The sequence below is a fragment of the Dysgonomonas reticulitermitis genome (genome assembly GCF_054601275.1).
The window spans coordinates 64,151-88,289 of sequence record NZ_BAAHWU010000002.1 but is presented as its reverse complement, the minus strand read 5'-3'; the positions used below and the strand labels follow the sequence as shown (position 1 = coordinate 88,289).

The following is a 24,139-nucleotide window of genomic DNA, read 5'->3' as shown; positions in this document are numbered from 1 at the left end:
AAGAAATTATGTTAGCATTAGAATGGTTGGCAAATGCGCGTGGCATTATGCAAAAAATTGAAGAAACTCAATTGGAAAATATTAAAAAAGCTGCTTTGGTAATGGCCGATAGCATTGAATCGAACCATTGGGTACATACATTCGGTTGTGGGCATGCAACTATTCCGGTAGAGGAGATGTATCCCCGTATCGGAGGATTCGTTGGATTCCATCCTATGGTAGAACTACCGATGACATTCTTTACAGGAATAACAGGGCAAATGGGAATTCATCAATTCTTATTTCTTGAACGTGCCGAAGGTTACGGTAATGCTATAATGAAAGCATACAACTTTGATAAGCAAGATTGTATATGGATTTTCTCGCATACAGGCATTAATAATGTAAATATTGATGTAGCTTTATGTGCTAAAGAACTTGGAATGAAAGTTATTGTATTCGGTTCGGCTGCTGAAGCAAAAGGAAAAGTAACACGCCATCCGAGCGGGAAAACTATATTTGAAATAGCAGACATAGTGGTTGATTCTTGTGTACCGGTAGTGGATGCATCTGTTCCTTTAAAGAATCACCAGGATAAAGTCGGCCCTGTATCTACATTGGCTTTTGTAACAATGGTATGGATGACAATAACTACTGTGGCTGAAATATTAGCCGACAGGGGAGTTAAACTCTATATACATCCTTCGCATAACGTTCCGGGAGATACAACTGCTCACGAACGGTTAGATGCCTGTCTGGCTGAATATAAGAAGAGAGTATCAAGTATATAACCGTCATAAACATGGCAGAAGAAAATAAACATATTGATCTGCAAAAAGAAACATATGGGAATCTGAAAGATTTACCATATTCTTATGCTGTGTTACCATGGGGTGCAACCGAACCTCATAATTATCATTTACCTTATCTTACCGATTGTTATCTTGCTCACGATATTGCAGTAGATGCGGTAGAAAAAGCCTGGTCGAAGTACGGGGTAAAAGGGATGGTATTGCCGCCTATTCCGTTAGGTGCACAGAATCCCGGACAGCGGGAGTTACCATTCTGCCTCCATACCCGCTACGAAACTCAAAAGTACATCCTTAGCGATATTGTTGAATCGCTTAACTATCAGGGAATCTATATCGTGGTGATAATGAACGGGCATGGAGGAAACAGCTTTAAGCCAATGATTCGTGATCTGTGTGTAGATTATCCTCAAATGTTGATTGTAAGCTGTGACTGGTTTGCTGTAGAGCCTCAGAACAATTATTTTGAAAATAAAGATGATCATGCCGGCGAAATGGAAACATCCGTTATGATGCATTACCATCCTGATCTGGTGAACTTGGAAGTTGCCGGAGATGGTGCCGGCCGGCCGTTCAATATTGATTCTTTAAACAACAAAGTAGGCTGGATACCACGCAACTGGACAAAAACAACCGCCGATACAGGGGTAGGGGATCCAAGGAAATCGTCTGCGGAGAAAGGGAAGGTATTTGCTGAAGTTGTTACGAATAAGGTTGCCAAACTATTTGACGAATTAGTAAATAAAACTATATATTAAAAAAACATGAGACTACGATGTTTATTATCCTTTATAATTGTGATTTTTGCTGTCACAGTAAATGCACAATCAGGAGGATCATGGGTTAGGATAAACCAATTAGGGTATCTTCCTGAAGATATCAAAGTAGCAGTGCTAATCTCAACCGAAGAGATCACGCCCGATTTATCGTTTCGTAGCAGTAACGGACAACCACCGGTTTTATCTGCGACTCAACATGGTACGCCGGATTTTTCACTTGTTAACGCAAAAACCGGAAAAACAGTATTCAGTGGTCATGGAAAAATAACGGATGCTACTTATTGGGGGTTAAAATCGGCCTTCCGCCTCGACTTTTCTTCTGTTCAGGCAGAAGGTGATTATTATATTGAAGCCGCCGGAGTGAAATCTCCTCAATTTAAGATTGGAGCAGATATTTATGAAGGATCTGTCGATTTTATGCTTAATTATATGCGTCGTCAACGTTGCGGAGAGAATAATTTTTTAGGCACTGTTTGTCATCAGCATGATGGTTTTATTGTTGATCACCCCACTCGTACAGGAGAACGTATTGATGTTCGCGGAGGGTGGCATGATGCTGACGATAAATTGCAATATGTTACCACCACTGCAAGCGCTATCTATCACATGATGTTAGCCTACTATCAGGCAAAAGATAAAACAATCTTCAAAGACAATTATCATGACGATGCCAGTCCGGGCAGTAACGGCATTCCCGATATTTTGGACGAAATCCGTTGGGGACTGGACTGGCTATCCAGAATGAACCCTGCACCTAAGGAAATGTATAATCAGATAGCCGATGACCGGGACCATGCCGGTTATGGTCTGCCCCAAAACGATAATGTAGATTATGGATGGGGACCAGGTAAGGGACGACCGGTTTATTTCATTACCGGAGAGCCTCAAGACTTACCCAATCCCAAAACCGGAGAGATTAAACTGAACCGTACCACCGGAGTAGCTTCCGCAGCTGGTAAGTTTGCTTCCTGTTTTGCGCTGGGAGCTGAACTATTCAAGAATATAGACCCTGCTTTTGCTAAAGTACTGTCTGGGAAAGCAGAGCCTGCATACGAATTTGCCCTTGAGAAGCCCGGAAATACTCAAACCGTCTGTGTGGTTTCACCATATTTTTACGAAGAAGACAACTATGTGGATGATATAGAATTAGCGGCTGCTACATTTTATACTCTTACCAAAGATCCGAAATGGCGTACCGAAGGCGATTACTGGGGACAATTAGAACCCGTTAATCCTTTGTGGGCATTTGGTTTTGCACGTCATTATCAGTTCTATCCTTTTGTCAACCAAGGGCATCACCTGATGGCAAAATCCGATGATGCAGTAACAAGTAAAAAATTCACCGACTTCATGCGTCAAGGATTACAAACCATTCGAAACCGTGCGGGGAATGAGCCGTTTATGAACGGTGTACCTTATGTGTGGTGCGCGAACTTTGCCGTTATTGGCGCTGCTTCTTATGCCCACCAATACAAAGATATTTCAGGAGACAATTCCTTTGAAGAGATGGAAGCTGCTTTACGTGATTGGATTTTGGGCTGTAACCCTTGGGGATTCTCGTTTATAGGAGGTTTTCCGAAAGGAGCCGTTTCTTCCAGAATGGACGATACCCGTTTGGGCGGATTGGTTGATGGCCCCATCGATGAAGGTTGGCATGATACATTGTTGGGTATTCCAAAAGTGAGTCGAAGTAAGGATTCTTTGGCTGTCTTTCAGAATGGCCCGGCTGTATTCCACGAACACTCCTATGGTACCAATGAGCCTGTGATCGATGGGACTTGCTACATGATGTATTACCTTTCCATGATGGAACAACTGGGAAAAGAACAGTCAAAAAAAAAAGTAATACCGTAACTGATGCCTATGGCGCTACAGTTCGTATTGATACAACAAAAAAAGTAATTCACCTGATTTTCTCAGCGGATTCGGTATTTGAAGGAGCAGCTTCTATATTGAAAACGTTAGATAAAAATAAAATTAAAGCTTCGTTCTTTCTTACGGGAAATTGTCTCCGTATGAAAGAACATGAAGCTGTAATCAAGGAAATTGTAAAGAAAGGACATTATATAGGAGGTCATTCCGACAAGCATTTATTGTATGCTCCATGGGGAGCAGAACGTAATAAGAGTTTGGTAAGTGCAGATAGCCTGATAAACGATTTTCATAGGAACATGGCAGAGTTGGCAAAGTTCGGAATTGACATTTCCAAGATAAATTATTATTTGCCTCCTTTCGAATGGTATAACAGGGATCACGTGAGGTTGATCGAGTCTCAAGGGCAAGTGTTGATCAATTTTACATCCGGGTTGAGAACGGCAGCCGATTACACTACTCCGGATATGAAAAACTATATGTCGTCTCAAAAATTGATCGATCAATTGTATGCGTTCGAAAAAGAAAATAATTTAAATGGCAGCATTATACTTATTCATCCCGGTACCCATGTGACTAGGACAGATAAATTATATTTAAGGTTGGATGAGATAATAAAGACACTAAAAAAGCAAGGTTATTCCTTTGAACGGTTATAAAATTATTGTTATATGAAAAGATTATTGATTATTTGCGCGTCTTTTCTGTTTTTGACTCCTTGTGGGGCCCAGACGCAGGACATTTCCGATCAGGTTCGGAACGAAATAAGTGACTATCTTACCAAATTCGCCAATAAGGATATTAAGACTTATCGGATTAAGGTAGATTCTGTTAATGTTAAAGGTAAATCTGTTAAGTTTTTTACGGGCATAAACTTGTCATACGTTCCATTTCGTCAAAACGATGTGGATAATATCTATACGTATATAAAAGGGTTATTGCCTGAAAAATATAAAAAGCATCAGGTAGAACTTATAACCGATACACAACCGATAGAAAATCTTGTTCCTTTTGGTAAAAAGAAAAAGGACTTATTTGCTAATAAATTAGATAAGCCTCTGGTTTCCAATTTGTCCCGACCTTATACATCAGAAAAGGGCTTGCAAAACCACCATCTGGCAATTTGGCAAAGTCACGGTTGGTATTATGAACAAAAGCTGGCCAGATGGGAATGGCAACGGGCACGTATTTTTCAAACAGTAGAGGACCTGTATACACAGAGCTATGTACTGCCATATCTTGTACCGATGCTTGAACATGCCGGTGCAAATGTCCTATTGCCACGTGAAAGGGATACACAACGTCATGAGATAATAGTTGACAATGACAAGAATATAGCTAATTCTTCTTACACGGAAAAGTCTGGAAAAGAATCATGGATTACAGGAACAAATAGCGGATTTGCAAATACTAAGACTATCTATCTGGATGGCGAAAATCCGTTTAAACTGGGTACATACCGCCAGATAAAAACAGTTTCGAAAGGAGATATAAGTCAATGCGAATGGATACCCGATATGCCGGAAAAAGGAGAGTATGCGGTTTACGTGTCGTACCAAACATTGCCAAACAGTACAGACGAGGCGCTCTATTCGGTTTATCATTTGGGTGGAAAAACGGATTTTAGTATTAATCAAAAAATGGGAGGCGGTACATGGATATTTTTAGGATTTTTTACTTTCGATAAGGGAAAAAATGATAACTGCAAGGTTGTATTGACTAACGGAAGTAGTAAATCGGGCCGTATTCTTACAGCCGATGCCGTCAAAATAGGAGGGGGGATAGGTAATATAGCCCGTCTGCCTCATCCAAGCGGTGTTGTAACAGATAACACAAAAAGCTCGGAGGCGATAGATGGCAGCAATCATAAGAAATTACCGGCTATTGATTATAAACCTGAGACCAGCGGTTATCCGCGATATACCGAAGGTGCCCGTTACTGGCTACAGTGGGCCGGTGCCCCTGACAGTGTTTATAACAAGAGTGAAGGGAAAAATGATTATACAGACGATTACCAGAGCCGTGGTTTTTGGGTTAATTATATCAGTGGAGGTTCTTCGGTATTACCTAAATCCGGAGGGTTGAATGTTCCGGTGGATCTGGCAATGGCTTTCCATACCGACGCCGGAACCACATATAATGATTCTATAATTGGTACTCTTGGTATTTATATGACGCATACTAACGAAGAAGTGTTTGAAAATGGTAAAACACGTTGGGCTTCAAGAGATCTGACTGATGCCATTATGGATGAAATAACAAAAGATATCCGTCGTGAATATGAGCCTAAATGGACACGCCGCCATATGTGGAATCGTTCGTATAGCGAAGCCCGTGTGCCTAATGTGCCTACTATGCTTCTTGAACTGTTGTCACATCAGAATTTCGCTGATATGAAATATGGGCTCGATCCCCGTTTTCGCTTTACAGTTAGCCGCTCTATTTATAAAGGAATGTTGAAATTTATTGCCCGTCAATATAATTATGAATATGTTGTACAGCCACTTCCTGTAAAATCGTTTGGAGCAGAATTTGCCGGAGAAACACAGGTTAATCTTATGTGGAAACCTGTTGAAGACATTACAGAACCTACTGCGAAACCGGATAAATATATTGTTTATACCCGTATTGGTGATGGCGATTTTGACAATGGAGTTATTGTACATGATACAAAACTCAACTTAGCTATTGACAAAGATAGAATGTATAGTTTTAAAGTAGCGGCAGTAAATGATGGTGGTGAAAGTTTCCCATCGGAGATACTTTCTGTGTATAGAAAATCAAATGAGAAAGGCCAGGTACTGGTAGTGAATGGTTTCGATCGTCTGTCTGCACCATATAGTTTTGCCACAAAAGATAGCATCGGTGGTTTTGTTGATTTCATCGATCATGGCGTTCCGGATAAAAAAGAGTATAATTATATCGGAAGCCAGTATGAATTCAGGCGTAGGATCCCGTGGATGGACGATGATGCAGCCGGATTTGGGGCAAGCAATGCTAATTTTGAGACAACAGTCATTGCAGGAAATACATTTGATTACCCTGCTCTTCATGGAAAATCTATAGCCAAAGCTGGTTATTCTTTTGTGTCAACTAGCCGTGATGCTGTTATCGATGGATTAGTAGATATGAATCGGTACAAACTACTTGATGTCATACTGGGTAAGCAGAAACAAACTAAAATAGGACGGGGTGTCCATCCGGCTGAATTTAAAATTTTCACTAAAGATTTTCAGGATAAAATTGCAGCTTATTGTAAACAAGGGGGAAATATTTTTGTTAGTGGAGCCTATGTTGCTTCCGATCTGTGGGATAATGAGAATGCCGACAACGAAGATAAGGCATTTGCTACTGATGTATTAAAATATAAATGGCGAGTAGGTAGGGCCGCTGTAGAAGGTAAAGTAAAAGGTGTCGCATCTCCATTTTCTTATATTACAGGTAATTATGAATTCTATACTAAGTTAAATCCTGTATTCTATGCAGTAGAATCGCCGGATGCAATTGAGCCGGCAGGAGATAATTGCTATACAGTATTCAGATATACCGAAAATAATCTAAGTGCAGGAGTAGCTTATTCAGGTGATTATAGAACTTGCATATTAGGTTTTCCATTCGAAGTTATAAAAGATGAAGCAGGAAGAGACAATCTTATGAAAAGTATTCTTTCATTTATATTCCAATAGGGTTCAAGTAATTAAATGAAAGATAATGGAAAAGAGCATGATGGGAATCATGCTCTTTTTATTAAAATATTAATAATAAATATTCTATAGGTGCCCGTTTTCACGATGATATTCAATCAGTCCTTTGATTGGGTTCTCGATTATCACATCGATATAGATTCCCAACTCTTGAGCTGTTTCCCTTAGTATGAATGAATACATCTTTGCTACCGATCCGACAAATCGAATTGGATATTCAGTGCATTCGTATTGTAAAATATTTCTTTCAAAAAAAGATCTCAAATTTCTTCGCACTAAATCATTGACATATGGATGCTCTAAATATTCATACAAAAAGAACGATAAGACGGATAATAGCTTATTCGGAAAAGGCCTGGAATATATATAATCCATTATTTCATCAGGATCTATCTTATATTTTTTATAGAATGGATCTATTAATTCTTGAGGAGCCAATCCTTTTAAGCAATCAGACAAGAAAAACTTTCCCAGAGAGGCTCCACTACCTTCATCACCCAGTATATACCCTAACGATTTGACATTTTTTACAATGTTCTCTCCGTCGAAAAAACAAGAGTTTGACCCTGTCCCTAAAATGCAGGCGATGCCTGCTTCATTTTGGAATAAAGCGCGGGCAGATCCCAAAAGGTCACTTTCTATAATTGTTGGCGTTTTGAATTGAGCTTCCAGAGATGCTTTGACTACATTCTTCTTTTCCAGAGAAGAACATCCTGCTCCATAAAAATATATATTATTAATCTTTGTTTTGAAAAAAACAGGAGGTAACTGTAAGCGTACAAGTCTACTTATCTCTTTTCTTGTTTGAAAAAAAGGATTTATACCATCTGACAGAAATTGTTCGGTAATACCGTTCCTATCTACCAGGCACCATTCCGTTTTAGTAGATCCGCTTTCAGCGAGTAATATCATAATACTTTTATGGTTAGGTTAGAAAGTTAAAAAAAATCATGCAAAGATAAATAAATTAAAGTAAAATATTAATCTATTAATCTATTATCACAATTTTTTTATGCCTATTCCTGCGGCTTCACTCAATTGTATTTTACCTTTTACAACGGTTGCCCCGCTAAAGCAATCATTGCTGATAAGTAAATTCCCATCAAGATCGGCCCAATCTACAGCCGGCGACAGTTGGGCCGCAGCCGAAATGGCACATGAAGTTTCAGTCATACAACCTATCATTACTTTCATATTTACCGCACGTGCTACAGTGAGCATTTTCCAGGCTTCGCGCATTCCTGTACATTTCATGAGTTTTATGTTGATTCCTGTGAACGCTCCCTTCAGGCGCAATACATCGGATAACCTTTGGAACGATTCGTCGGCAAATACAGGTAAAGGACTACGCTCTGTAACCCAAGCCGCGTCTTCCAGATTATATTTTGGCATAGGTTGTTCTATCATCACTATACCGCGTTCTTTCAGCCAAAAAATCATATCCAACGCATGATGTTTGTCTTTCCATCCTTGATTGGCATCTATCGCTATAGGTTTGTCTGTAACAGTCCGGATAGCTTCGATCATCTGCTTATCATTATCCCGTCCTAGCTTTACTTTGAGGATATTATAAAGCGGATCGGCTTCTCTTGTTTTCTGTTTTACTACTTCTTCTGTATCTATACCAATAGTGAAGGTAGTATCAGGTGTATTATCTTTATTCAGTCCCCATATTTTATACCAGGGTTGTCCCATTATTTTGCCCACCAAATCGTGTAAAGCTATATCTACGGATGCTTTGGCCGCCGTATTATTTTCGGCTATTTTATCTACATAGGAAAGTATATCATCAAGCTCGAATGGCCCGGAAAATTGTTCCAGGTTTACTTTCTTCAGAAAGTCCATTACAGATGCCTGTGTTTCTCCCAGATATGGCGGAAGTGATGCCTCTCCATATCCGGTTATGCCATCGTATGTAATTTCAGTTAACACAACAGGTGTAGTAGTCCGGGACGAATTGGCTATAGTAAATACATGGCGTAGTTGAAGGTCGTAAGGCTTAAAACTTAGCTTCATTTTTTCACCATTCAAAGAGATCGTTTTTTTATTATTTTGAGCGAATAAGCTTAAAGGATTTCCGGAAGTTATTCCAGTACCTATTGCTGCAATAGTGGCAGCTTTGATAAATGTACGCCTAGACTGAGACATATTACTGTTTTTTATTGTTTATAGAATGAATTTCCTTCGATAGACCAAATATTGGTGTTCTGTTTATCAACTGCTCCGACTATCCGTATTGCCCGAATGAATTCTTTTGTATTTCCTTCGTCATAATCAGGGCTTTGGGGATCAAGGCTACTAATGCGGATGCAACCGGATGCATGGATAAATTTCTTGTCGCCGGCATAGAAGGCTACATGGCGAACTCTTTCCTTTTTATCTGCTTGGGCTTTTTTACCAAAAAACATAAGGTCGCCTACTTGTAAATTCTCGTATCCGGTACTAATATCTACAGGTATTCCGGTGTAAGCTTGTTGCGAAGCATCCCGCATCAATATGATACCATGCATCAATAATACTGTCTTTGTAAGCCCACTGCAATCCATGCCTTTTACCGAGGTTCCTCCCCATACATAAGGTATTCCCATCAGTTTGTATGCTTCATTTACAAAGCTTTCACCTGTTGTTTCTTTCGATCTTCTCCACTCTTTATAAAGCATGCTCTGTTCCTTTTGAACATAGGCTTTACGTCCATCGGGATATGATACTTTATAAAATCCGTTTTCTTCCCCATCCAATTTCAGCATATTGGATGAAACTAAATCCGATACATGCTGGCTGTTTTTATCCGGCGCTTCATATGAAAATCCGAAATAATCCGTAAAAACCACTTTCGGAACTTTGTTCCATGTTGTTACTTCTTCTTGAGTCATGGGTGTAAACGAAGATGATTGTGTCCATCCGATATATCCATCCGGAGTTTGTATCCTATACCACCCGTCTTTTTGTAGTATCCGTACAGGTGTGCCGAGTATAGCCTGGGTTGCCATTTCTGCTGAAAATTTACCTTCTGTGCGGATATCTGCAACAGAAAGATTTATAACTCCAAAAGTTTTATCACCTAAATCTTTTGCGGGAAGTAATTCTACCTTATTAATGAATTTGCCGCTTTTGGCTTTTGCTTCTTCCTGCAATGCAATGTATGCCTCTACATCAGAAGTGATACCTGTTAAGGTTGGCTCTTTCTCGTAGTCATCAACTTTAACATCAAATACTTTCACCCTCTTGTCGGGTATATATTTATCTTTTACTGTCGTAATAGCTGTATCTAGTTCCAGATGTTTATATATAGGCTTGTCTGGCTTTTGTCCAAGTGTAGTATTTGAAAATATAAATACAGCAATGGCTAGTAGGCATAAGTTTTTCATAAGCAATATTGTAGATTAGATGAAAATATTAGCGATTTGTATAGTTACAAATATAATAAAAAACCATTATGTGTAGCGCGTTTGGATATGCTTTTTTCTTTCATGTATATTAAAATAACTAAAAATATGTAATTGAATATAAAAATATACTTTTCAACATCTTATTTTCTTTTAATAGAATTTATTATCGACCTCTCAATTAAATCTTTTTCTTTGTATAGATGATAAACGACAATGTATTAGAGAAATTGAAAGTATTGGCGGAGTCGGCAAAATACGATGTTTCCTGCTCTTCCAGCGGAACTGTCCGTAAAAATAAAACGGGCGGCCTCGGAAATACTGTGGGAGGAATGGGCATATGCCATAGCTTTACGGAAGATGGAAGATGTGTGTCGTTGTTAAAAATAATGCTGACCAATTTTTGTATTTACGATTGTGCTTATTGTATCAATAGGCGAAGTAACGATATTCGCCGGGCTACTTTTTCTGTACAGGAATTGGTTGATCTTACAATAGAATTTTATCGCAGGAATTACATAGAAGGCCTTTTTCTGAGTTCGGGTGTTATTAATAATCCGGACTATACAATGGAACGTATGGTTAGAGTGGTTAAGGAACTTCGGACTGTGCATAGATATAATGGATACATACATATGAAAAGCATACCCGGAGCCAGTCAGGAATTGGTGAATGAAGCCGGATTGTATGCGGACCGTATGAGTGTGAATCTGGAAATTCCAACAGAAACCAATTTGAAACTTCTGGCTCCTGAAAAAGATCATCGAAGTGTTTACCGTCCCATGCGTTACATTCAGCAAGGGGTGCAACAAAGCATTGAGGATAGGCGGAAATTTCGTTCGGCTCCCCGGTTTGTTCCTGCCGGACAGAGTACGCAAATGATTGTTGGAGCAACAAGTGAAAATGATAAGGATATTCTGCGGGTTTCGTCTATTCTTTATCAGCAGACACAGATGAGGCGGGTATATTATTCCGGTTTTATTCCGGTTAATAGTTACGACTCACGTTTGCCGGCTCTTAAACAAGCCCCTTTAGTAAGGGAAAATCGTTTGTATCAGGCCGATTGGCTCATGCGGTTTTATCAATACAGGGCGGATGAAATTGTTGATGACGCTCATCCTGATCTGGATCTGGAAATTGATCCGAAACTGGCTTGGGCTTTACGTCATCCCGAGATGTTTCCGGTTGATATAAATAAGGCGGACTATGTAATGATTTTACGGGTTCCGGGTATTGGTGTGAAATCGGCACAATTTATAGTTACCTCCCGCAGGTATGGTAAATTGAATGCTTTCCAATTGAAAAAGATAGGCGTTGTGATGAAAAAAGCTCAATATTTTATTACCTGCAACGAACTTCCTATGTATACCGTAAATGAGGCGACACCCGAATATGTGCGAAAAATATTGATCGAACCTAAAAAGAAAAAAGGCGACGATAGGCAGTTATCTATTATTTTCCCTGATAGCTAATGGTAGTATTCTTTTTCGATAAAACGTTGGAGGGGTTGCTAACGGCAGTCTTCGATGCATACAGCCGAAAGGTGTTTCCCGATAAGCTGTTGGCTGAAGGCGATATAGTTCCTATGTTTACAACAGAAGAATATACTGTTATTACGCAGGAGGAAAAAGCCATACGTGTGTGGACGGCTTTGGAAAAGAAAATGAGTAAAGGAGCCTGTAATATGCTTACGAATGCATGGTTGGCAGAAGAAGAGGGGAAAGATGATTTGCTATTCCGGTTTATTCGCAAAACAATAGATAGCAAAGTGTCTATCGAAACTAACTTTGGGGATGATGATGTATTGACATTGCATCGTTTAGCCAGAAAGGTTTCTCATGAAGAATTATACCTTAAACAGTTTGTCCGCTTTCAGAAAGCAGCTGACGATATTTACTTTGCTCCTGTTTCTCCACAACATAATGCATTACCACTGGCCATAGAACATTTCAAGGATCGGTTTGCCGATCAGAAGTGGATAATATATGATATTAAACGGCATTATGGCTATTATTATGATTTGCATACTGTTGTTGAAATGACACTCGACGATGATGAACATTTGCTAAGCGGTAAACTGGATGAAAAACTGATGGCAGAAGATGAAAAGTTGTTTCAGGAATTGTGGAAAGGTTATTTTAAATCTATGACCATCAAAGAGCGGATCAACTTGAAGTTGCAGCGCCAACATATGCCAAAAAGGTTTTGGAAATACCTGACTGAAAAACAGTAAACCCGGAAAGATATTACTCTATCCGGGCATTGGTTCTATTATTCTAAGTTTTCCTAATTTCCTAATCTAAATACTACCGGAATTATAAAGTATACGTTAACCGGTTCGCCGTTTTGTCTGCCGGGTATCCATTTTGGCATACTTTTAATTACTCTCAGCGCTTCTTTGTCACATCCCGGACTAACACCTTTTACAAGTTGAACGTTAGATATTTCACCGGTTTTGCTTACTACAAATCGGATAGTTACACGACCTTGGTTTCCCATTTCCTGATCCACAGCCGGATAGTTCAGATTCTTTTTGATAAAAGCATACATTTCAGCTTCTCCTCCCGGAAATGTCGGATTAACTTGTATGGTTCCTACATTATATATAGTAGGCTCACCCTTACCTTTACCGTTCCCTTCATCCATTACTTTAGTTGCTATTTCTTTTATGATGGCATCTTTATCCAATGAGCCATCTTTGACATCAAACGCGCCAATAATATCGGTTGACTTCACAGCTTCATCCATAGTAGTCATTTCACTAGGATCTGATGCTTGGTCGTCAGTAGTGATTGTCGGAGGTACAAATTTTGTCATAGGAGCAAACTTCGGCGGTTCCGGCATCTTTGGTTCTAAAATTTCTTTATCATCCTGCTTTACCTCTACATCTACAAGTGTTCTTTTTTCGTCTATACCTGCTATTTTGTCTTTAGTTGCTGCTTGAACTGTACTGATAATAGCAGGGAGCGCCGCGACAAATGCAGTGAAAAGAACGATAAGGCCAAAAGCGATCAAATGTCTTTTCCAAGATGATTGGCGAAGTGCAAAAGCACCGTATTCTTTATTTTTTCCTTCGAAAATAATGTCGCACCATTCTGTGGAATTTAAGTTTACTGAGTTTTTCATAACTGTAAGTTTTAAATTGTTGTTACTCTTTTCTCCCTTCTTTACCTTATAGATATTTATTCGTTGAAAATTCCATAAACGGCAAATAATTTTTGTTAGAGTCTGTTTAAATTTTATTCGTTCCGATTTTCAGAATGATTTTTTCTTTTCTGAAGCGCGAATAGCGGGCTATTCAAGCTGAAGAAAGGGAAAAATCAGATAAAAAGAGACTGAAAATGAACGAAAAAAGAGCTATAATAAAATGTATTGGTAAAATTTAAACAGGCTCTTAATATATTTTGTGAGATACCGTTTTATTTGATTTAATATTCTTACTTATCAGGAGTAAAGTGTTACATTTGTAACTTTAAAAACGTAAGGAAATGTCTGATTCTATAGTCATAATACCAACCTACAACGAAAAGGAAAATATAGAAGCTATCATCAGAACAGTATTTGATTTGCCAAGAGTTTTTGATATCCTGGTTATCGATGACGGTTCCCCCGATGGCACAGCAGCTATAGTAAAACAATTACAACAGGAGTTTGCCGACAGATTATATTTGATAGAACGGTCAGGAAAATTAGGATTGGGTACGGCATATATAGCTGGATTTAAATGGACGCTCGAACGTGATTACGAATATATATTTGAGATGGATGCCGATTTTTCACACAATCCGAATGATCTGCTACGTCTCTACGATGCTTGCGCTAACGAAGGGGCGGATGTGGCCGTAGGTTCGCGCTATTATAGTGGGGTTAATGTGGTAAACTGGCCTATGGGGCGTGTGCTCATGTCGTATTTTGCATCTAAATATGTGAGGATCATTACGGGAATGAAAGTACATGATTCTACAGCTGGATTTGTATGTTACAGGCGGATTGTTTTAAAGACAATAGACTTAGACAATATTCGCTTCAAAGGATATGCTTTTCAGGTGGAAATGAAATATACGGCATATTGCCTCAAATTTAAGATCAAAGAGGTTTCTATTATATTCGTAAACCGGATATTGGGAACATCTAAAATGAATTCAGGCATTTTTGCAGAGGGCGTTTTTGGGGTTCTTACCATGAGGTTTCGTCAATTGTTTGGGGGAATAAAAAAGAAGCAATAAATCGATTAGTAGTAAGAGAGTTAAAAGCAGGAAGTATGGTTTTGGCTTAACTCCTAAGTTTAACTCGTATCTTGTATCTTGTATCTTGTCTACTTGTAACTACTTACTACTAATTTAAATAAGTTGATAATGAAGATAATTTGTGTAGGGCTCAACTATCACGATCATAATAAAGAGATGAACAGAGTACCGTCGGGCAAAGATGATGATCCTGTTCTCTTTATGAAACCTGATACTGCTTTATTGAGTGGTGAAAACAATGATTTTTATATTCCGGATTTCTCATCTGAGATCCATTATGAAGCAGAACTTGTAATAAAGATAAATAAAGTAGGAAAAAATATTGCGGAAAGATTTGCTCACCGTTATTATGAAGAGATAAGCCTTGGCATTGACTTTACTGCAAGAGATATTCAAGGTGAGCTAAAGAAGAAAAGTTTGCCTTGGGAGATCTCGAAGGCTTTTGATAATTCTGCTGTTGTCGGGAGATTTGTTCATAAAGACCAATATAACAAACCAATTGATAATCTTGATTTTCGGTTGGATATAGATGGTAAAGCTGTACAAGTGGGCAATACATCCCATATGATACATCCTGTTGATAAGGTTATAGCATATGCCAGTCGTTTTTTTACACTGAAAACCGGGGATTTGATATTTACAGGTACTCCTGCCGGAGTGGGTAAGGTAACAATTGGAAATAACTTAACCGGTTCAATAGAAAGCGATCAGTTGTTTGAAGTGAGAATATGTTGACTCTTCAGATGTTAAATTTCGGAATAGAAACAATAAATAGTATAAAAAAGTGTTATATACTTAAGGTAAAGGGATATTACAAACTTATATATAAATAAACCTTAACAAATTAAATTAATTATCTAAACAGTGAATAAATGAAGAGTCTTTTAAAATCGATTTTGCTGGTGAGTATTTTTGCATTATCTGTAAATACTGTATTTGCACAGGATTTGAATCCGATAGTGACAGCTGTTCCATCATTGGTTATAACTCCTGATGCCCGAAGTGGAGGTATGGGGGATGCCGGTGTTGCAACGGCTCCCGACATATATTCACAGCATTGGAATCCTGCAAAATATGCTTTTATACAAAGTAAGGCGGGTTTCGGTTTGTCATATACACCATGGTTGAGAAAAATAGTGAACGATGTTGCGCTGGTATACGGAGTCGGCTATTATAAATTAGGGAACGAAAATAATCAGGCGCTAAGCGCTTCTATCCGTTATTTCTCTATTGGTGATGTTAATGTAACAGACCAATACGGACAATTTTTGAAGAGTGTTTCTCCATACGAAATGGCTTTTGATATAGGTTATTCACGTAAATTGACAGAAACATTTTCGGGAGCGGTAACTGTGCGTTATATCCGTACCGATTATACAGGTTCCTCTGAAGGTACTTTTGCCGGTAATGCATTTGCTGCGGATATAGCCGGTTACAATGAATCGTATATTAATGTAGGAAAATCGGAGAGTTTACTCAGCTTTGGATTTAATATTTCCAATATAGGTACAAAGATATCTACAGATGGAGGTCCCCGCAATGACTTTATTCCTACAAATTTACGTATCGGCGCGTCATTGATGTATCCGGTTAATGAAGTTAGTACATTGTCATTCAGTGCCGATATAAATAAATATCTGGTGCCAACGCCTCCTGTTCAGAAAGATGAAGAAACAACTGATGAATTCTTTAATCGTCTTACAGAATATAGGGATATCAATCCTATATCGGGTATTTTTAAATCATTTGGAGATGCTCCCGGTGGATTTTCCGAAGAATTAAAGGAAATTATGTGGTCGGTAGGTGCGGAATATGACTATGACAGTAAGTTCCGTATACGTACAGGATATTTTCATGAGAACAAGATGAAGGGAAATCGTCAGTATATAGGTTTTGGAGCAGGGTTTAAACTTACGGCATTCCAATTGGACGTAGCTTATATGCTTGCCACAGCTCAACAAAATCCATTAGATCAAACTCTTCGTTTTTCTTTGGCATTCGATATCGATGCCATGAAAAACCTGTTTAAATAATTGGGAAAAGTAAAATGAAAGTACGTGTAGGATTTGGTTATGATGTACATCGCCTTGCCGATAATCGCGAATTATGGTTGGGTGGAGTAAAAATAGAGCATAGCCAAGGCCTCTTGGGGCATTCTGATGCTGATGTTTTAATTCATGCTGTATGCGATGCACTGTTAGGTGCTGCAAATTTGCGGGATATTGGATTCCACTTTCCGGATACAGCAGGCGAGTATAAAAATATTGACAGTAAGATATTGCTGAAAAAAACACTGGATATAATCAGGGGAAAAGGGTATAGCGTCGGAAATATCGATGCCACTATTTGTGCTGAACGCCCTAAAATAAATCCGCATATACCTCAGATGCAGAAGGTAATGGCAGAAATCCTGCAAATCTCTGTAGATGACATATCTATCAAAGCGACAACTTCTGAAAAGATGGGGTTTGTTGGCCGTGAGGAAGGTTTTGCCGCATATGTCGTAGCTTTGATCGAAAAGTAGTAATTAAACACAGTGCAAGTATGAGTGTGGGACCAGTGATAGAAATAACAGGTGACGGGTCTCACACTCTTTTTTTGCCTGAACTGGAAGAACATTACCATTCGGTAAATGGTGCTATTCAGGAATCGAAGCATGTATTTATCGAAGCGGGATTACGTCATCTCAAGCGAGATGTAGTACATATATTCGAAGTTGGTTTTGGTACAGGGCTGAATGCTTTCCTTTCACTTATAGAATCGGATGCTTCCCGGGAAATACATTATACTACAATAGAAGCTTATCCTTTGCCTCTTTCTATTATTAAGCAATTGAACTACGCAGATAAATATTCGCAAGAACAACAAGATTTGTTTTATAAATTGCACGAAGTAGAGTGGGGGACAGAGCAATGGATTACGCCCGGTTTTTATTTAACTAAGATTCAAACTGATTTGAATCAACTGGATTTCAGTGTCTTAAAGTCTTTTGATATTATATACTTTGATGCCTTTGCACCTGATAAACAAGCTGAAATGTGGTCACAACAAATATTTGATCAGATGTATAATATAACAAATGAGCAAGGTATGTTAGTGACTTATTGCGCCAAAGGTGTGGTGCGTCGTATGATGCAGCAATCAGGATATAAGACCGAGCGGCTTCCCGGCCCTCCCGGAAAGCGCGAAATGCTCCGGGCAACGAAGTTATAAGATTTATCTTTATTTAAGCTTCCATTCAGCGCCATCTTTACCGTCTTTGATGTCAAATCCGGCTTTAACCAGTTCGTTACGTATCTGGTCCGATGTTGCCCAATCTTTATTATCTTTTGCTTTTTGCCGGATATCTAATAGCAAATCCATCGCTTTTCCAAAAGCTTCATTGTTATTGTTTGAGCTTGTTGCTTCATTACGGATTCCCAATATTCCAAACAGGAATGTATCAAAAATATCTTTGAGTTCGTTTACATCTTCCTGATTTAGTGTAATATTTCCGGCATTGGCAGAATTGATCGTTGTGGCGGCATCGCACAAGTGAGCAATTACTATTGCAGAATTCAAATCATCGTTCAGTGCCTCATAACATTTACCGCGAATACTTTTTACATCTACAGATGATGCCGTTGAAACAGGAACTTTATCTATTCGGGCATATGCGTCAAACAGACGTTCTAAACTCTTTTCGGCAGCCAGCAATGCTTCGTTACTGAAATCTACTGTACTGCGATAATGAGCCTGTAAGATGAAAAAGCGAACCGTCATCGGATTATAAGCTTTTTCCAACAGTTCATGATCTCCTGCGAATAGCTGCTCTAAAGTGATGAAGTTACCTAACGAGCGAGCCATTTTCTGTCCGCCTATAGTAATCATATTGTTGTGCATCCAGTATTTGACTACCTGATGTTTCTCCATTGCCGTATTTTGAGCTATTTCGCATTCGTGGTGTGGAAACATAAGATCAAGTCCGCCACCATGTATATCAAATTCTTTTCCCAGATATTTGATACTCATCGTAGAACACTCCAAATGCCAACCCGGAAACCCATCACTCCATGGGGAAGGCCAACGCATAATATGTTCAGGTGCAGCTTTTTTCCACAATGCAAAATCTACTTTGCTGCGTTTTTCATCCTGTCCGTCCAATTCGCGTGTTGTATTCAGCATTTCTTCGATATTGCGATGCGAAAGGATTCCATAATCAAAGTCTTTATTGTATTTTTCAACATCGAAATATACAGAACCGTTGCTTTCATAAGCATAACCGTTCTTTAGGATCCTTTTGATAGATTCTATCTGTTCTATGATGTGACCGGAGGCATGAGGTTCGATAGATGGAGGTAAAGTATTGAGGTCGTTCATTACCTTGTGGTATCTGTTGCTATAATATTGAACAACTTCCATCGGTTCAAGCTGTTCCAGACGTGCTTTTTTTGCAATACGGTCTTCTCCGCTACCTTCTTCATTTTCAAGGTGGCCAACATCCGTTATATTTCTTACATATCTTACTTTATAGCCTATGTGCTGCAAGTATCTGAACAATAAATCGAATGTAACTCCATGACGGGCATGTCCAAGATGTGCATCACTATATACTGTTGGACCGCAAACGTACATGCCTACATGAGGTGCATGGATCGGTTCGAAAATTTCTTTTTTACGAGTAAGAGTGTTATAAACAGATAGTTTTTGGTCAATCATTACGTATGCAATTATAAATGGAGTACAAAAGTAAAAAAATAGTTTGGTATAGACAATAAAATCCGATGACTTGAAAAGCTAGAATATATGAACTAAATCGGAGAACGAATCAACTTTATAAAGCCTGTTATTAGAAGTGTTTTCGTAGGCTAATTCATGTTTCCACATCGTGTGATATGGAATATATGTCGCATACATTCCTACTGCCAGAGCCGGATATATATCTGATTTCAGAGAATTACCTATCATCATTATATTCGCCGGCGAAGTATTGAGCGAAGCAGCAAGGCTTTTATATTCTTTTTCTGTTTTATCAGACATAATCTCTACGTGATCGAAATAACAAACAATTCCTGATCTATCGAGCTTTCTTTGCTGATCGAGAAGATCACCTTTGGTGGCTACAACTAATTTATATTCGTTATTCAACTTTTCTAATGTGTCTTCTACACCGTCGAGTAATTTAATAGGCATGTTTAGCAGATATTTACCGAGGCTGACTATTTGACTTATTGTTTTCCCGGATACGTTTCCGCTACTTATCTTTATTGCTGTTTCTACAAGCGAAAGGGTGAATGCTTTAGCTCCGTATCCGTAGCATTCCATGTTTTGCATTTCTACATCGAACAAAGCAGTAGATATGTCTTCTTTATTACCATACTCGGATAACAGGTTACAAAATTCTTTTTCCACCTCTTTAAATAAAGGCTCGTTATCCCATAGTGTATCATCCGCATCGAAAGCTATTATTTGAATGTCGTTTTTTATTTTCTTCATATTTGTTTGTAATACATCTGTTTTAGATAAAAATTTCTTTTTTGTTGAATAACAACACGTAAGATATTATCCGAATAACTGCCTGAAAGCTTCTTCTACTTTCCTCGCCTGAATGATCTCAATGTTTACCTTTGAAGTAAAACCTTTGAGGTTATTTTGAGGTACCAATATTTTTGAAAAACCAAGCTTTTCAGCTTCTAATATTCGCTGTTCTATACGATTTACGGGACGTATTTCTCCTGATAAGCCGACTTCCCCGGTCATACATACATGCTTTTCTATGGATATATCTAAGCTGGAAGAAAGAACAGCGCTGATTACAGATAAATCCATTCCCGGATCGTTGACTTTTAGTCCTCCGGCAATATTTAGAAAAACATCTTTTTGTATCAACTTAAATCCGGCGCGTTTTTCTAATACGGCTAATAGCATGTTCATCCTGCGCAGGTCGAACCCCGTAGCCGATCGTTGTGGTGTTCCGTATGCAGCCGTGCTTACCAGAGATTGAGTTTCTATAAGGAAAGGACGGATACCTTCTATGGCCGCAGCAATGGATACGCCACTCAGCCCTTCATGATTTTGGGTGAGAAGTAACTCGGAAGGATTGCTTACTTCCCGCAATCCGTTTTGTCTCATTTCATAGATGCCTAATTCAGCAGTGCTTCCAAAGCGGTTTTTTATACTCCGCAAAATACGATACATATAGTGTTGATCTCCTTCAAATTGTAGGACAGTATCTACAATATGTTCCAATACTTTTGGACCGGCGATGTTACCTTCTTTGTTGATATGTCCTATCAGAATTGCTGGAGTTCCCGTTTCTTTAGCGAACTTAAGTATGGCGGCAGAACATTCCCGCACTTGCGAAACGCTTCCCGGAGAGGATTCCACCGTATCTGTAAAGATCGTTTGTATGGAGTCGATAATTACAAAATCAGGTTTAAGGTTTTGGATATGTACAAATATTTGCTCGAGATTTGTCTCACATACTATAAAGCAGTTCTCGCTATTTGAGTTTATACGGTCAGCTCTCAGTTTCAATTGACGGGCGCTTTCCTCTCCCGAAACATACAGCGTTTTTATATTTTGCAGTCCGAGTACCGTTTGCAAAATGAGAGTGGACTTCCCGATCCCGGGTTCACCCCCTAACAAAACCAAAGAACCGGGCACTAATCCTCCTCCCAAAACGCGGTTGAATTCGCCGTCTTGCATATCTATCCTGGGGTCTTCGCCTGTTTCTACATCTTTTAATAACAAAGGTTTGGCTTTAGCGGAGTCAAATATGTGAAAGCCTCCTTTCGAAGGGTTCGTGTCTTTACTTATAACTTCTTCCACATATGTGTTCCATTCTCCACATACGGGGCATTTGCCCAACCATTTAGGAGAATCGTTTCCACAATTGGTACATACATATGCGGTTTTTACTTTTGCCATAATATTTTCTCTGCTTTGGTTACGCCTTTCTTCGTTTTCACCTGAATGATATATATACTATTCCGGAAAAGGCTCATGTCTACAGTATGGTTGCTTTCATCGAGATTCTTCTCGTTATACAATACATCTGCGTCCAGATTTATAACTCGCACTTGCTTTATCTTATCAGTATCCTCTTCGCCTTCTTCGTTATATACGTTTATCAATATGTTATTATCTTTTGCGGAGATATCTATATTGTTTTGAACATATAAGGTTACTTTCTTAGATTTTTCTTTTTTGTCAGTTATTGTCAGTTCGGCTGTACCTCTCTTTATTGCTTTTACCGTAATAACATCGCCGGATAATTCTGTTGTCGCAATGCTATTATCGGTAGATGTGATGGTATAATCACCATTTCCACTAAGGATATTTATTGTAGTCGATAAATTGGGTAGGAGGTTTATATTTGATTTATTCAGGAGCAACTCTTCCTCCAAGTTGCCATTGTTGTACAATCCGGGAAGAATTGTTTGCCCGGAATTTATTGGGTCTAAATATTTACTCATGTGTAAACTTTCGTCATTGGACTTATCCCAATGATATGAAAACTTACCATAAAAATCTGAGGCTGTGGGTAATGAACAACTGCTATTTCCACCTGTCAGAGATCCTATAACTAAACCATTCTGATTAAAAATAGGACTTCCGGAAGAACCCTTTTCAGTAGAACCTTCCGAATAGGATACAATCCAGAAAGAGTTTAGTGGAGAGGTATTGTCCCATTGCCCGGAAGCAGGGGCTTTGTCATACAAGGTAATTTTTTTTACATCTCCCTGCGGATGATGGATAATAGCTCCACTTGTAATATTATTGGCATTACTTCTGTCCCATCCGTTAAAATAGACATCCCAATCTTCCGGAATTGTTCCTGTTAATTGCAGCAAAACGCCATCGCTACCACCCGAAATAGGGTTGGCTACTTTTACAACCGCCCCTCTATGGAATTTATACGATGGTTTGATCTCTGTATTTTCGCACGTGGATGACTCGTAATTGAAAAATACGCTGAAATTGTCGGAGTTACTAATATCAACATTATCTAAGCAATGATATGCTGTCAGTATATATGGGGTACGGTCGTTATTTGTATTATTTATTAGGGTTCCGGTACATGCACTTCCGTTATTTTCTCCATCTGATGTCTTTCTTATCCTTAGACGGACTACGCCTTTCTTTTGAGCTTGCCACTCTACACCTTGTGCACAATTTATATTTATCATGCAGGCAGCAGCAGTTCCAAAACCGCTAATATTCCCTGTTTCATCGGAATATTTATATCCTACATCCAGCAGATGTATTTTAGGTTTTTCGGTAATATTCTTACTTGCAACGTATTCAAGTATAACATTATCTCCGGTCAGATCTTCGATTGAATAAGGTCCTCCGTTAGGGTTGTCTTCGTGGCTAAATACGATAGCGTTTTCAAAGTTATTTTTGTTGTATGCAAATAGTTGAGCCCCTTTTGGTAAATAAAAATCTTCCATACTGATATAAAATCCTTTTGACAAGGGTACGCCGACTTCCAATTTCCAAATATTCTCTTTCTTGGTAGAGGATTCAGACCAAACGCCAATCGTATCCATATTTACGTCCAAAGGATATATTTTAGCTTCCAAAAGAGGTTGCCCTAACTTTTTACGCATAGCATTGTCCACAGTGAAGTTTGTTTTTTTTGTGTCGATTATTAAAGACACTTCTGATTTATCTTCATTGAAGCGATACTGTTCTTTTTGTGCAAAAAGGAATGTAAACGGGGTACAAAATATTACTCCGGTTAATAATATTTTTGAAAAAATGATTTTCATAATTTTTCTATTAATTGTAGGATATATTTATTTATATCATCTCTGTTTATTAATTCTCCAGGTTCGTATATAACGACTGCTTTTGTGTAATAAGGCTCACGTTTTGTCAGATTCTCTACTACAAAATCCAGAAGTTCTTCTTTACTTTTATCTTTTATAAGAGGACGTTTATCTTTGCATGTGTTTAATCTTTCAGATAAGGCTTTAGGCGTAGCTTTGAGATAAACAGTAGTTCCTGCGTTGTTCATGTAGTCCATATTATCAAAGAAACAAGGGGTTCCGCCTCCGGTAGAAATGACAACATTTTCGAAGTCTCCAACCTCTTTAAGCATATTGCTTTCTATAATACGAAATTCAGATTCTCCCATTTCCTGGAAAATCTGACTAATCGTTTTTTGGTATCGGGCTTGTATAAAATGATCAAGATCAATGAAATCAAGATTAAGTTCTTTTGCAAGTTCCCTGCCGACTGTTGTTTTGCCGGCTCCCATATACCCAATAAGGAATATTCTTTTCATTTAGATTTTTTCAAAGCTTTATACAAAAATAGAAAAAAATAGATACAATTGATATATCATTGACCGGATTGCTAATTTCGTATTTATAG

At 38.6% G+C, this 24,139-nt stretch carries 21 protein-coding genes; 12 read left to right on the top strand and 9 right to left on the bottom strand.

The genetic code is table 11. From position 1 onward, the window contains the following. The first annotated feature begins 8 nt into the window (after nt 1-8). The 5 genes from ACYPZI_RS01480 to ACYPZI_RS01460 are packed head-to-tail and all read left to right on the top strand — an operon-like array spanning nt 9 to nt 7,125. Nucleotides 9-770 carry a sugar isomerase domain-containing protein gene (locus ACYPZI_RS01480; RefSeq protein ID WP_459597905.1) on the top strand — a complete coding sequence of 254 codons (762 nt, stop codon included), beginning with the start codon at nt 9-11 and terminating at the stop codon, nt 768-770. A gap of 11 nt (nt 771-781) precedes the next feature. Next, nucleotides 782-1,546 carry a creatininase family protein gene (locus tag ACYPZI_RS01475; RefSeq protein WP_459597903.1) on the top strand — a complete coding sequence of 255 codons (765 nt, stop codon included), beginning with the start codon at nt 782-784 and terminating at the stop codon, nt 1,544-1,546. Between the two features lie 6 nt (nt 1,547-1,552). Then, entirely contained in the window at nt 1,553-3,421 is a 1,869-nt protein-coding gene (locus ACYPZI_RS01470; protein ID WP_459597901.1) for a glycoside hydrolase family 9 protein, read from the top strand. Next, entirely contained in the window at nt 3,346-4,098 is a 753-nt protein-coding gene (locus tag ACYPZI_RS01465) for a polysaccharide deacetylase family protein (RefSeq protein WP_459597900.1), read from the top strand. The genes ACYPZI_RS01470 and ACYPZI_RS01465 overlap by 76 nt, the downstream gene beginning before the upstream one ends. A gap of 12 nt (nt 4,099-4,110) precedes the next feature. Further along, on the top strand, nt 4,111-7,125 hold the full coding sequence (locus ACYPZI_RS01460) for a golvesin C-terminal-like domain-containing protein (protein ID WP_459597899.1): 3,015 nt from the start codon (nt 4,111-4,113) through the stop codon (nt 7,123-7,125). 84 nt (nt 7,126-7,209) lie between these two features. On the opposite strand, the gene ACYPZI_RS01455 is transcribed toward ACYPZI_RS01460, so the two are convergent. From ACYPZI_RS01455 to ACYPZI_RS01445, 3 genes are all read right to left on the bottom strand, one after another. Further along, nucleotides 7,210-8,055 carry a hypothetical protein gene (locus tag ACYPZI_RS01455; protein WP_459597897.1) on the bottom strand — a complete coding sequence of 282 codons (846 nt, stop codon included), beginning with the start codon at nt 8,053-8,055 and terminating at the stop codon, nt 7,210-7,212. Between the two features lie 87 nt (nt 8,056-8,142). Further along, on the bottom strand, nt 8,143-9,291 hold the full coding sequence (locus ACYPZI_RS01450) for a dipeptide epimerase (protein ID WP_459597895.1): 1,149 nt from the start codon (nt 9,289-9,291) through the stop codon (nt 8,143-8,145). 11 nt (nt 9,292-9,302) lie between these two features. Next, nucleotides 9,303-10,511: a C40 family peptidase gene (locus ACYPZI_RS01445; protein ID WP_459597893.1), complete on the bottom strand. Its 1,209-nt coding sequence runs from the start codon at nt 10,509-10,511 to the stop codon at nt 9,303-9,305. A 224-nt stretch (nt 10,512-10,735) separates the two neighbouring features. Between ACYPZI_RS01445 and ACYPZI_RS01440 the strand changes: the two genes are divergently transcribed. After that, a complete protein-coding gene (locus ACYPZI_RS01440; protein ID WP_459598156.1) occupies nt 10,736-12,001 on the top strand; it encodes a putative DNA modification/repair radical SAM protein in 1,266 nt (421 codons plus the stop codon). After that, entirely contained in the window at nt 12,001-12,762 is a 762-nt protein-coding gene (locus tag ACYPZI_RS01435) for a TIGR03915 family putative DNA repair protein (protein WP_459597891.1), read from the top strand. Before ACYPZI_RS01440 ends, ACYPZI_RS01435 begins: the two co-directional genes overlap by 1 nt. Before the next feature lie 53 nt (nt 12,763-12,815). Here the strand turns inward: ACYPZI_RS01435 and ACYPZI_RS01430 are convergent, their stop codons facing one another. Next, nucleotides 12,816-13,655 carry an energy transducer TonB gene (locus ACYPZI_RS01430; RefSeq protein WP_459597889.1) on the bottom strand — a complete coding sequence of 280 codons (840 nt, stop codon included), beginning with the start codon at nt 13,653-13,655 and terminating at the stop codon, nt 12,816-12,818. Between the two features lie 362 nt (nt 13,656-14,017). On the opposite strand from ACYPZI_RS01430, the gene ACYPZI_RS01425 reads away from it, so the two are divergent. The 5 genes from ACYPZI_RS01425 (at nt 14,018) to mnmC2 (ending at nt 17,989) form a co-directional block, all read left to right on the top strand. Next, entirely contained in the window at nt 14,018-14,755 is a 738-nt protein-coding gene (locus ACYPZI_RS01425) for a polyprenol monophosphomannose synthase (protein WP_459597887.1), read from the top strand. Nucleotides 14,756-14,884: 129 nt separating this feature from the next. Next, nucleotides 14,885-15,511, top strand: a complete 627-nt coding sequence (locus ACYPZI_RS01420; protein WP_459597885.1) for a fumarylacetoacetate hydrolase family protein — start codon at nt 14,885-14,887, stop codon at nt 15,509-15,511. A 137-nt stretch (nt 15,512-15,648) separates the two neighbouring features. Beyond that, nucleotides 15,649-16,809, top strand: coding sequence for a type IX secretion system outer membrane channel protein PorV (gene porV / locus ACYPZI_RS01415; RefSeq protein ID WP_459597883.1), 1,161 nt, complete (start codon nt 15,649-15,651; stop codon nt 16,807-16,809). A 14-nt stretch (nt 16,810-16,823) separates the two neighbouring features. Then, nucleotides 16,824-17,300 (top strand): 2-C-methyl-D-erythritol 2,4-cyclodiphosphate synthase, encoded by a 477-nt coding sequence (gene ispF / locus ACYPZI_RS01410; RefSeq protein WP_459597881.1) that lies wholly within the window; start codon nt 16,824-16,826, stop codon nt 17,298-17,300. Between the two features lie 20 nt (nt 17,301-17,320). Continuing rightward, nucleotides 17,321-17,989 carry a tRNA (5-methylaminomethyl-2-thiouridine)(34)-methyltransferase MnmC2 gene (gene mnmC2, locus ACYPZI_RS01405; protein WP_459597879.1) on the top strand — a complete coding sequence of 223 codons (669 nt, stop codon included), beginning with the start codon at nt 17,321-17,323 and terminating at the stop codon, nt 17,987-17,989. A gap of 9 nt (nt 17,990-17,998) precedes the next feature. Here the strand turns inward: mnmC2 and cysS are convergent, their stop codons facing one another. The 5 genes from cysS to ACYPZI_RS01380 all read right to left on the bottom strand — a co-directional run bounded on the left by cysS (nt 17,999) and on the right by ACYPZI_RS01380 (nt 24,050). Then, nucleotides 17,999-19,474 (bottom strand): cysteine--tRNA ligase, encoded by a 1,476-nt coding sequence (gene cysS / locus ACYPZI_RS01400; protein WP_459597877.1) that lies wholly within the window; start codon nt 19,472-19,474, stop codon nt 17,999-18,001. 78 nt (nt 19,475-19,552) lie between these two features. Next, entirely contained in the window at nt 19,553-20,242 is a 690-nt protein-coding gene (locus ACYPZI_RS01395; protein ID WP_459598154.1) for an HAD family hydrolase, read from the bottom strand. A gap of 75 nt (nt 20,243-20,317) precedes the next feature. Beyond that, nucleotides 20,318-21,685, bottom strand: coding sequence for a DNA repair protein RadA (radA, locus tag ACYPZI_RS01390; protein ID WP_459597875.1), 1,368 nt, complete (start codon nt 21,683-21,685; stop codon nt 20,318-20,320). Further along, nucleotides 21,673-23,532 (bottom strand): trypsin-like serine peptidase, encoded by a 1,860-nt coding sequence (locus tag ACYPZI_RS01385; RefSeq protein WP_459597873.1) that lies wholly within the window; start codon nt 23,530-23,532, stop codon nt 21,673-21,675. Before ACYPZI_RS01385 ends, radA begins: the two co-directional genes overlap by 13 nt. Then, nucleotides 23,529-24,050, bottom strand: coding sequence for a shikimate kinase (locus ACYPZI_RS01380; RefSeq protein ID WP_459597871.1), 522 nt, complete (start codon nt 24,048-24,050; stop codon nt 23,529-23,531). Before ACYPZI_RS01380 ends, ACYPZI_RS01385 begins: the two co-directional genes overlap by 4 nt. Nucleotides 24,051-24,139: the final 89 nt, after the last annotated feature.

Bases quoted from the DNA above. Each gene is read 5' to 3' on its own strand.
- ACYPZI_RS01460 (WP_459597899.1), top strand. From the start codon at position 4,111: ATGAAAAGATTATTGATTATTTGCGCGTCTTTTCTGTTTTTGACTCCT.
- mnmC2 (WP_459597879.1), top strand. From the start codon at position 17,321: ATGAGTGTGGGACCAGTGATAGAAATAACAGGTGACGGGTCTCACACT.
- ACYPZI_RS01445 (WP_459597893.1), bottom strand. From the start codon at position 10,511: ATGAAAAACTTATGCCTACTAGCCATTGCTGTATTTATATTTTCAAAT.
- ispF (WP_459597881.1), top strand. From the start codon at position 16,824: ATGAAAGTACGTGTAGGATTTGGTTATGATGTACATCGCCTTGCCGAT.
- ACYPZI_RS01420 (WP_459597885.1), top strand. From the start codon at position 14,885: ATGAAGATAATTTGTGTAGGGCTCAACTATCACGATCATAATAAAGAG.
- ACYPZI_RS01470 (WP_459597901.1), top strand. From the start codon at position 1,553: ATGAGACTACGATGTTTATTATCCTTTATAATTGTGATTTTTGCTGTC.
- cysS (WP_459597877.1), bottom strand. From the start codon at position 19,474: ATGATTGACCAAAAACTATCTGTTTATAACACTCTTACTCGTAAAAAA.
- ACYPZI_RS01430 (WP_459597889.1), bottom strand. From the start codon at position 13,655: ATGAAAAACTCAGTAAACTTAAATTCCACAGAATGGTGCGACATTATT.
- ACYPZI_RS01475 (WP_459597903.1), top strand. From the start codon at position 782: ATGGCAGAAGAAAATAAACATATTGATCTGCAAAAAGAAACATATGGG.
- radA (WP_459597875.1), bottom strand. From the start codon at position 21,685: ATGGCAAAAGTAAAAACCGCATATGTATGTACCAATTGTGGAAACGAT.
- ACYPZI_RS01480 (WP_459597905.1), top strand. From the start codon at position 9: ATGTTAGCATTAGAATGGTTGGCAAATGCGCGTGGCATTATGCAAAAA.
- ACYPZI_RS01425 (WP_459597887.1), top strand. From the start codon at position 14,018: ATGTCTGATTCTATAGTCATAATACCAACCTACAACGAAAAGGAAAAT.
- porV (WP_459597883.1), top strand. From the start codon at position 15,649: ATGAAGAGTCTTTTAAAATCGATTTTGCTGGTGAGTATTTTTGCATTA.
- ACYPZI_RS01435 (WP_459597891.1), top strand. From the start codon at position 12,001: ATGGTAGTATTCTTTTTCGATAAAACGTTGGAGGGGTTGCTAACGGCA.
- ACYPZI_RS01450 (WP_459597895.1), bottom strand. From the start codon at position 9,291: ATGTCTCAGTCTAGGCGTACATTTATCAAAGCTGCCACTATTGCAGCA.
- ACYPZI_RS01385 (WP_459597873.1), bottom strand. From the start codon at position 23,532: ATGAAAATCATTTTTTCAAAAATATTATTAACCGGAGTAATATTTTGT.
- ACYPZI_RS01455 (WP_459597897.1), bottom strand. From the start codon at position 8,055: ATGATATTACTCGCTGAAAGCGGATCTACTAAAACGGAATGGTGCCTG.
- ACYPZI_RS01380 (WP_459597871.1), bottom strand. From the start codon at position 24,050: ATGAAAAGAATATTCCTTATTGGGTATATGGGAGCCGGCAAAACAACA.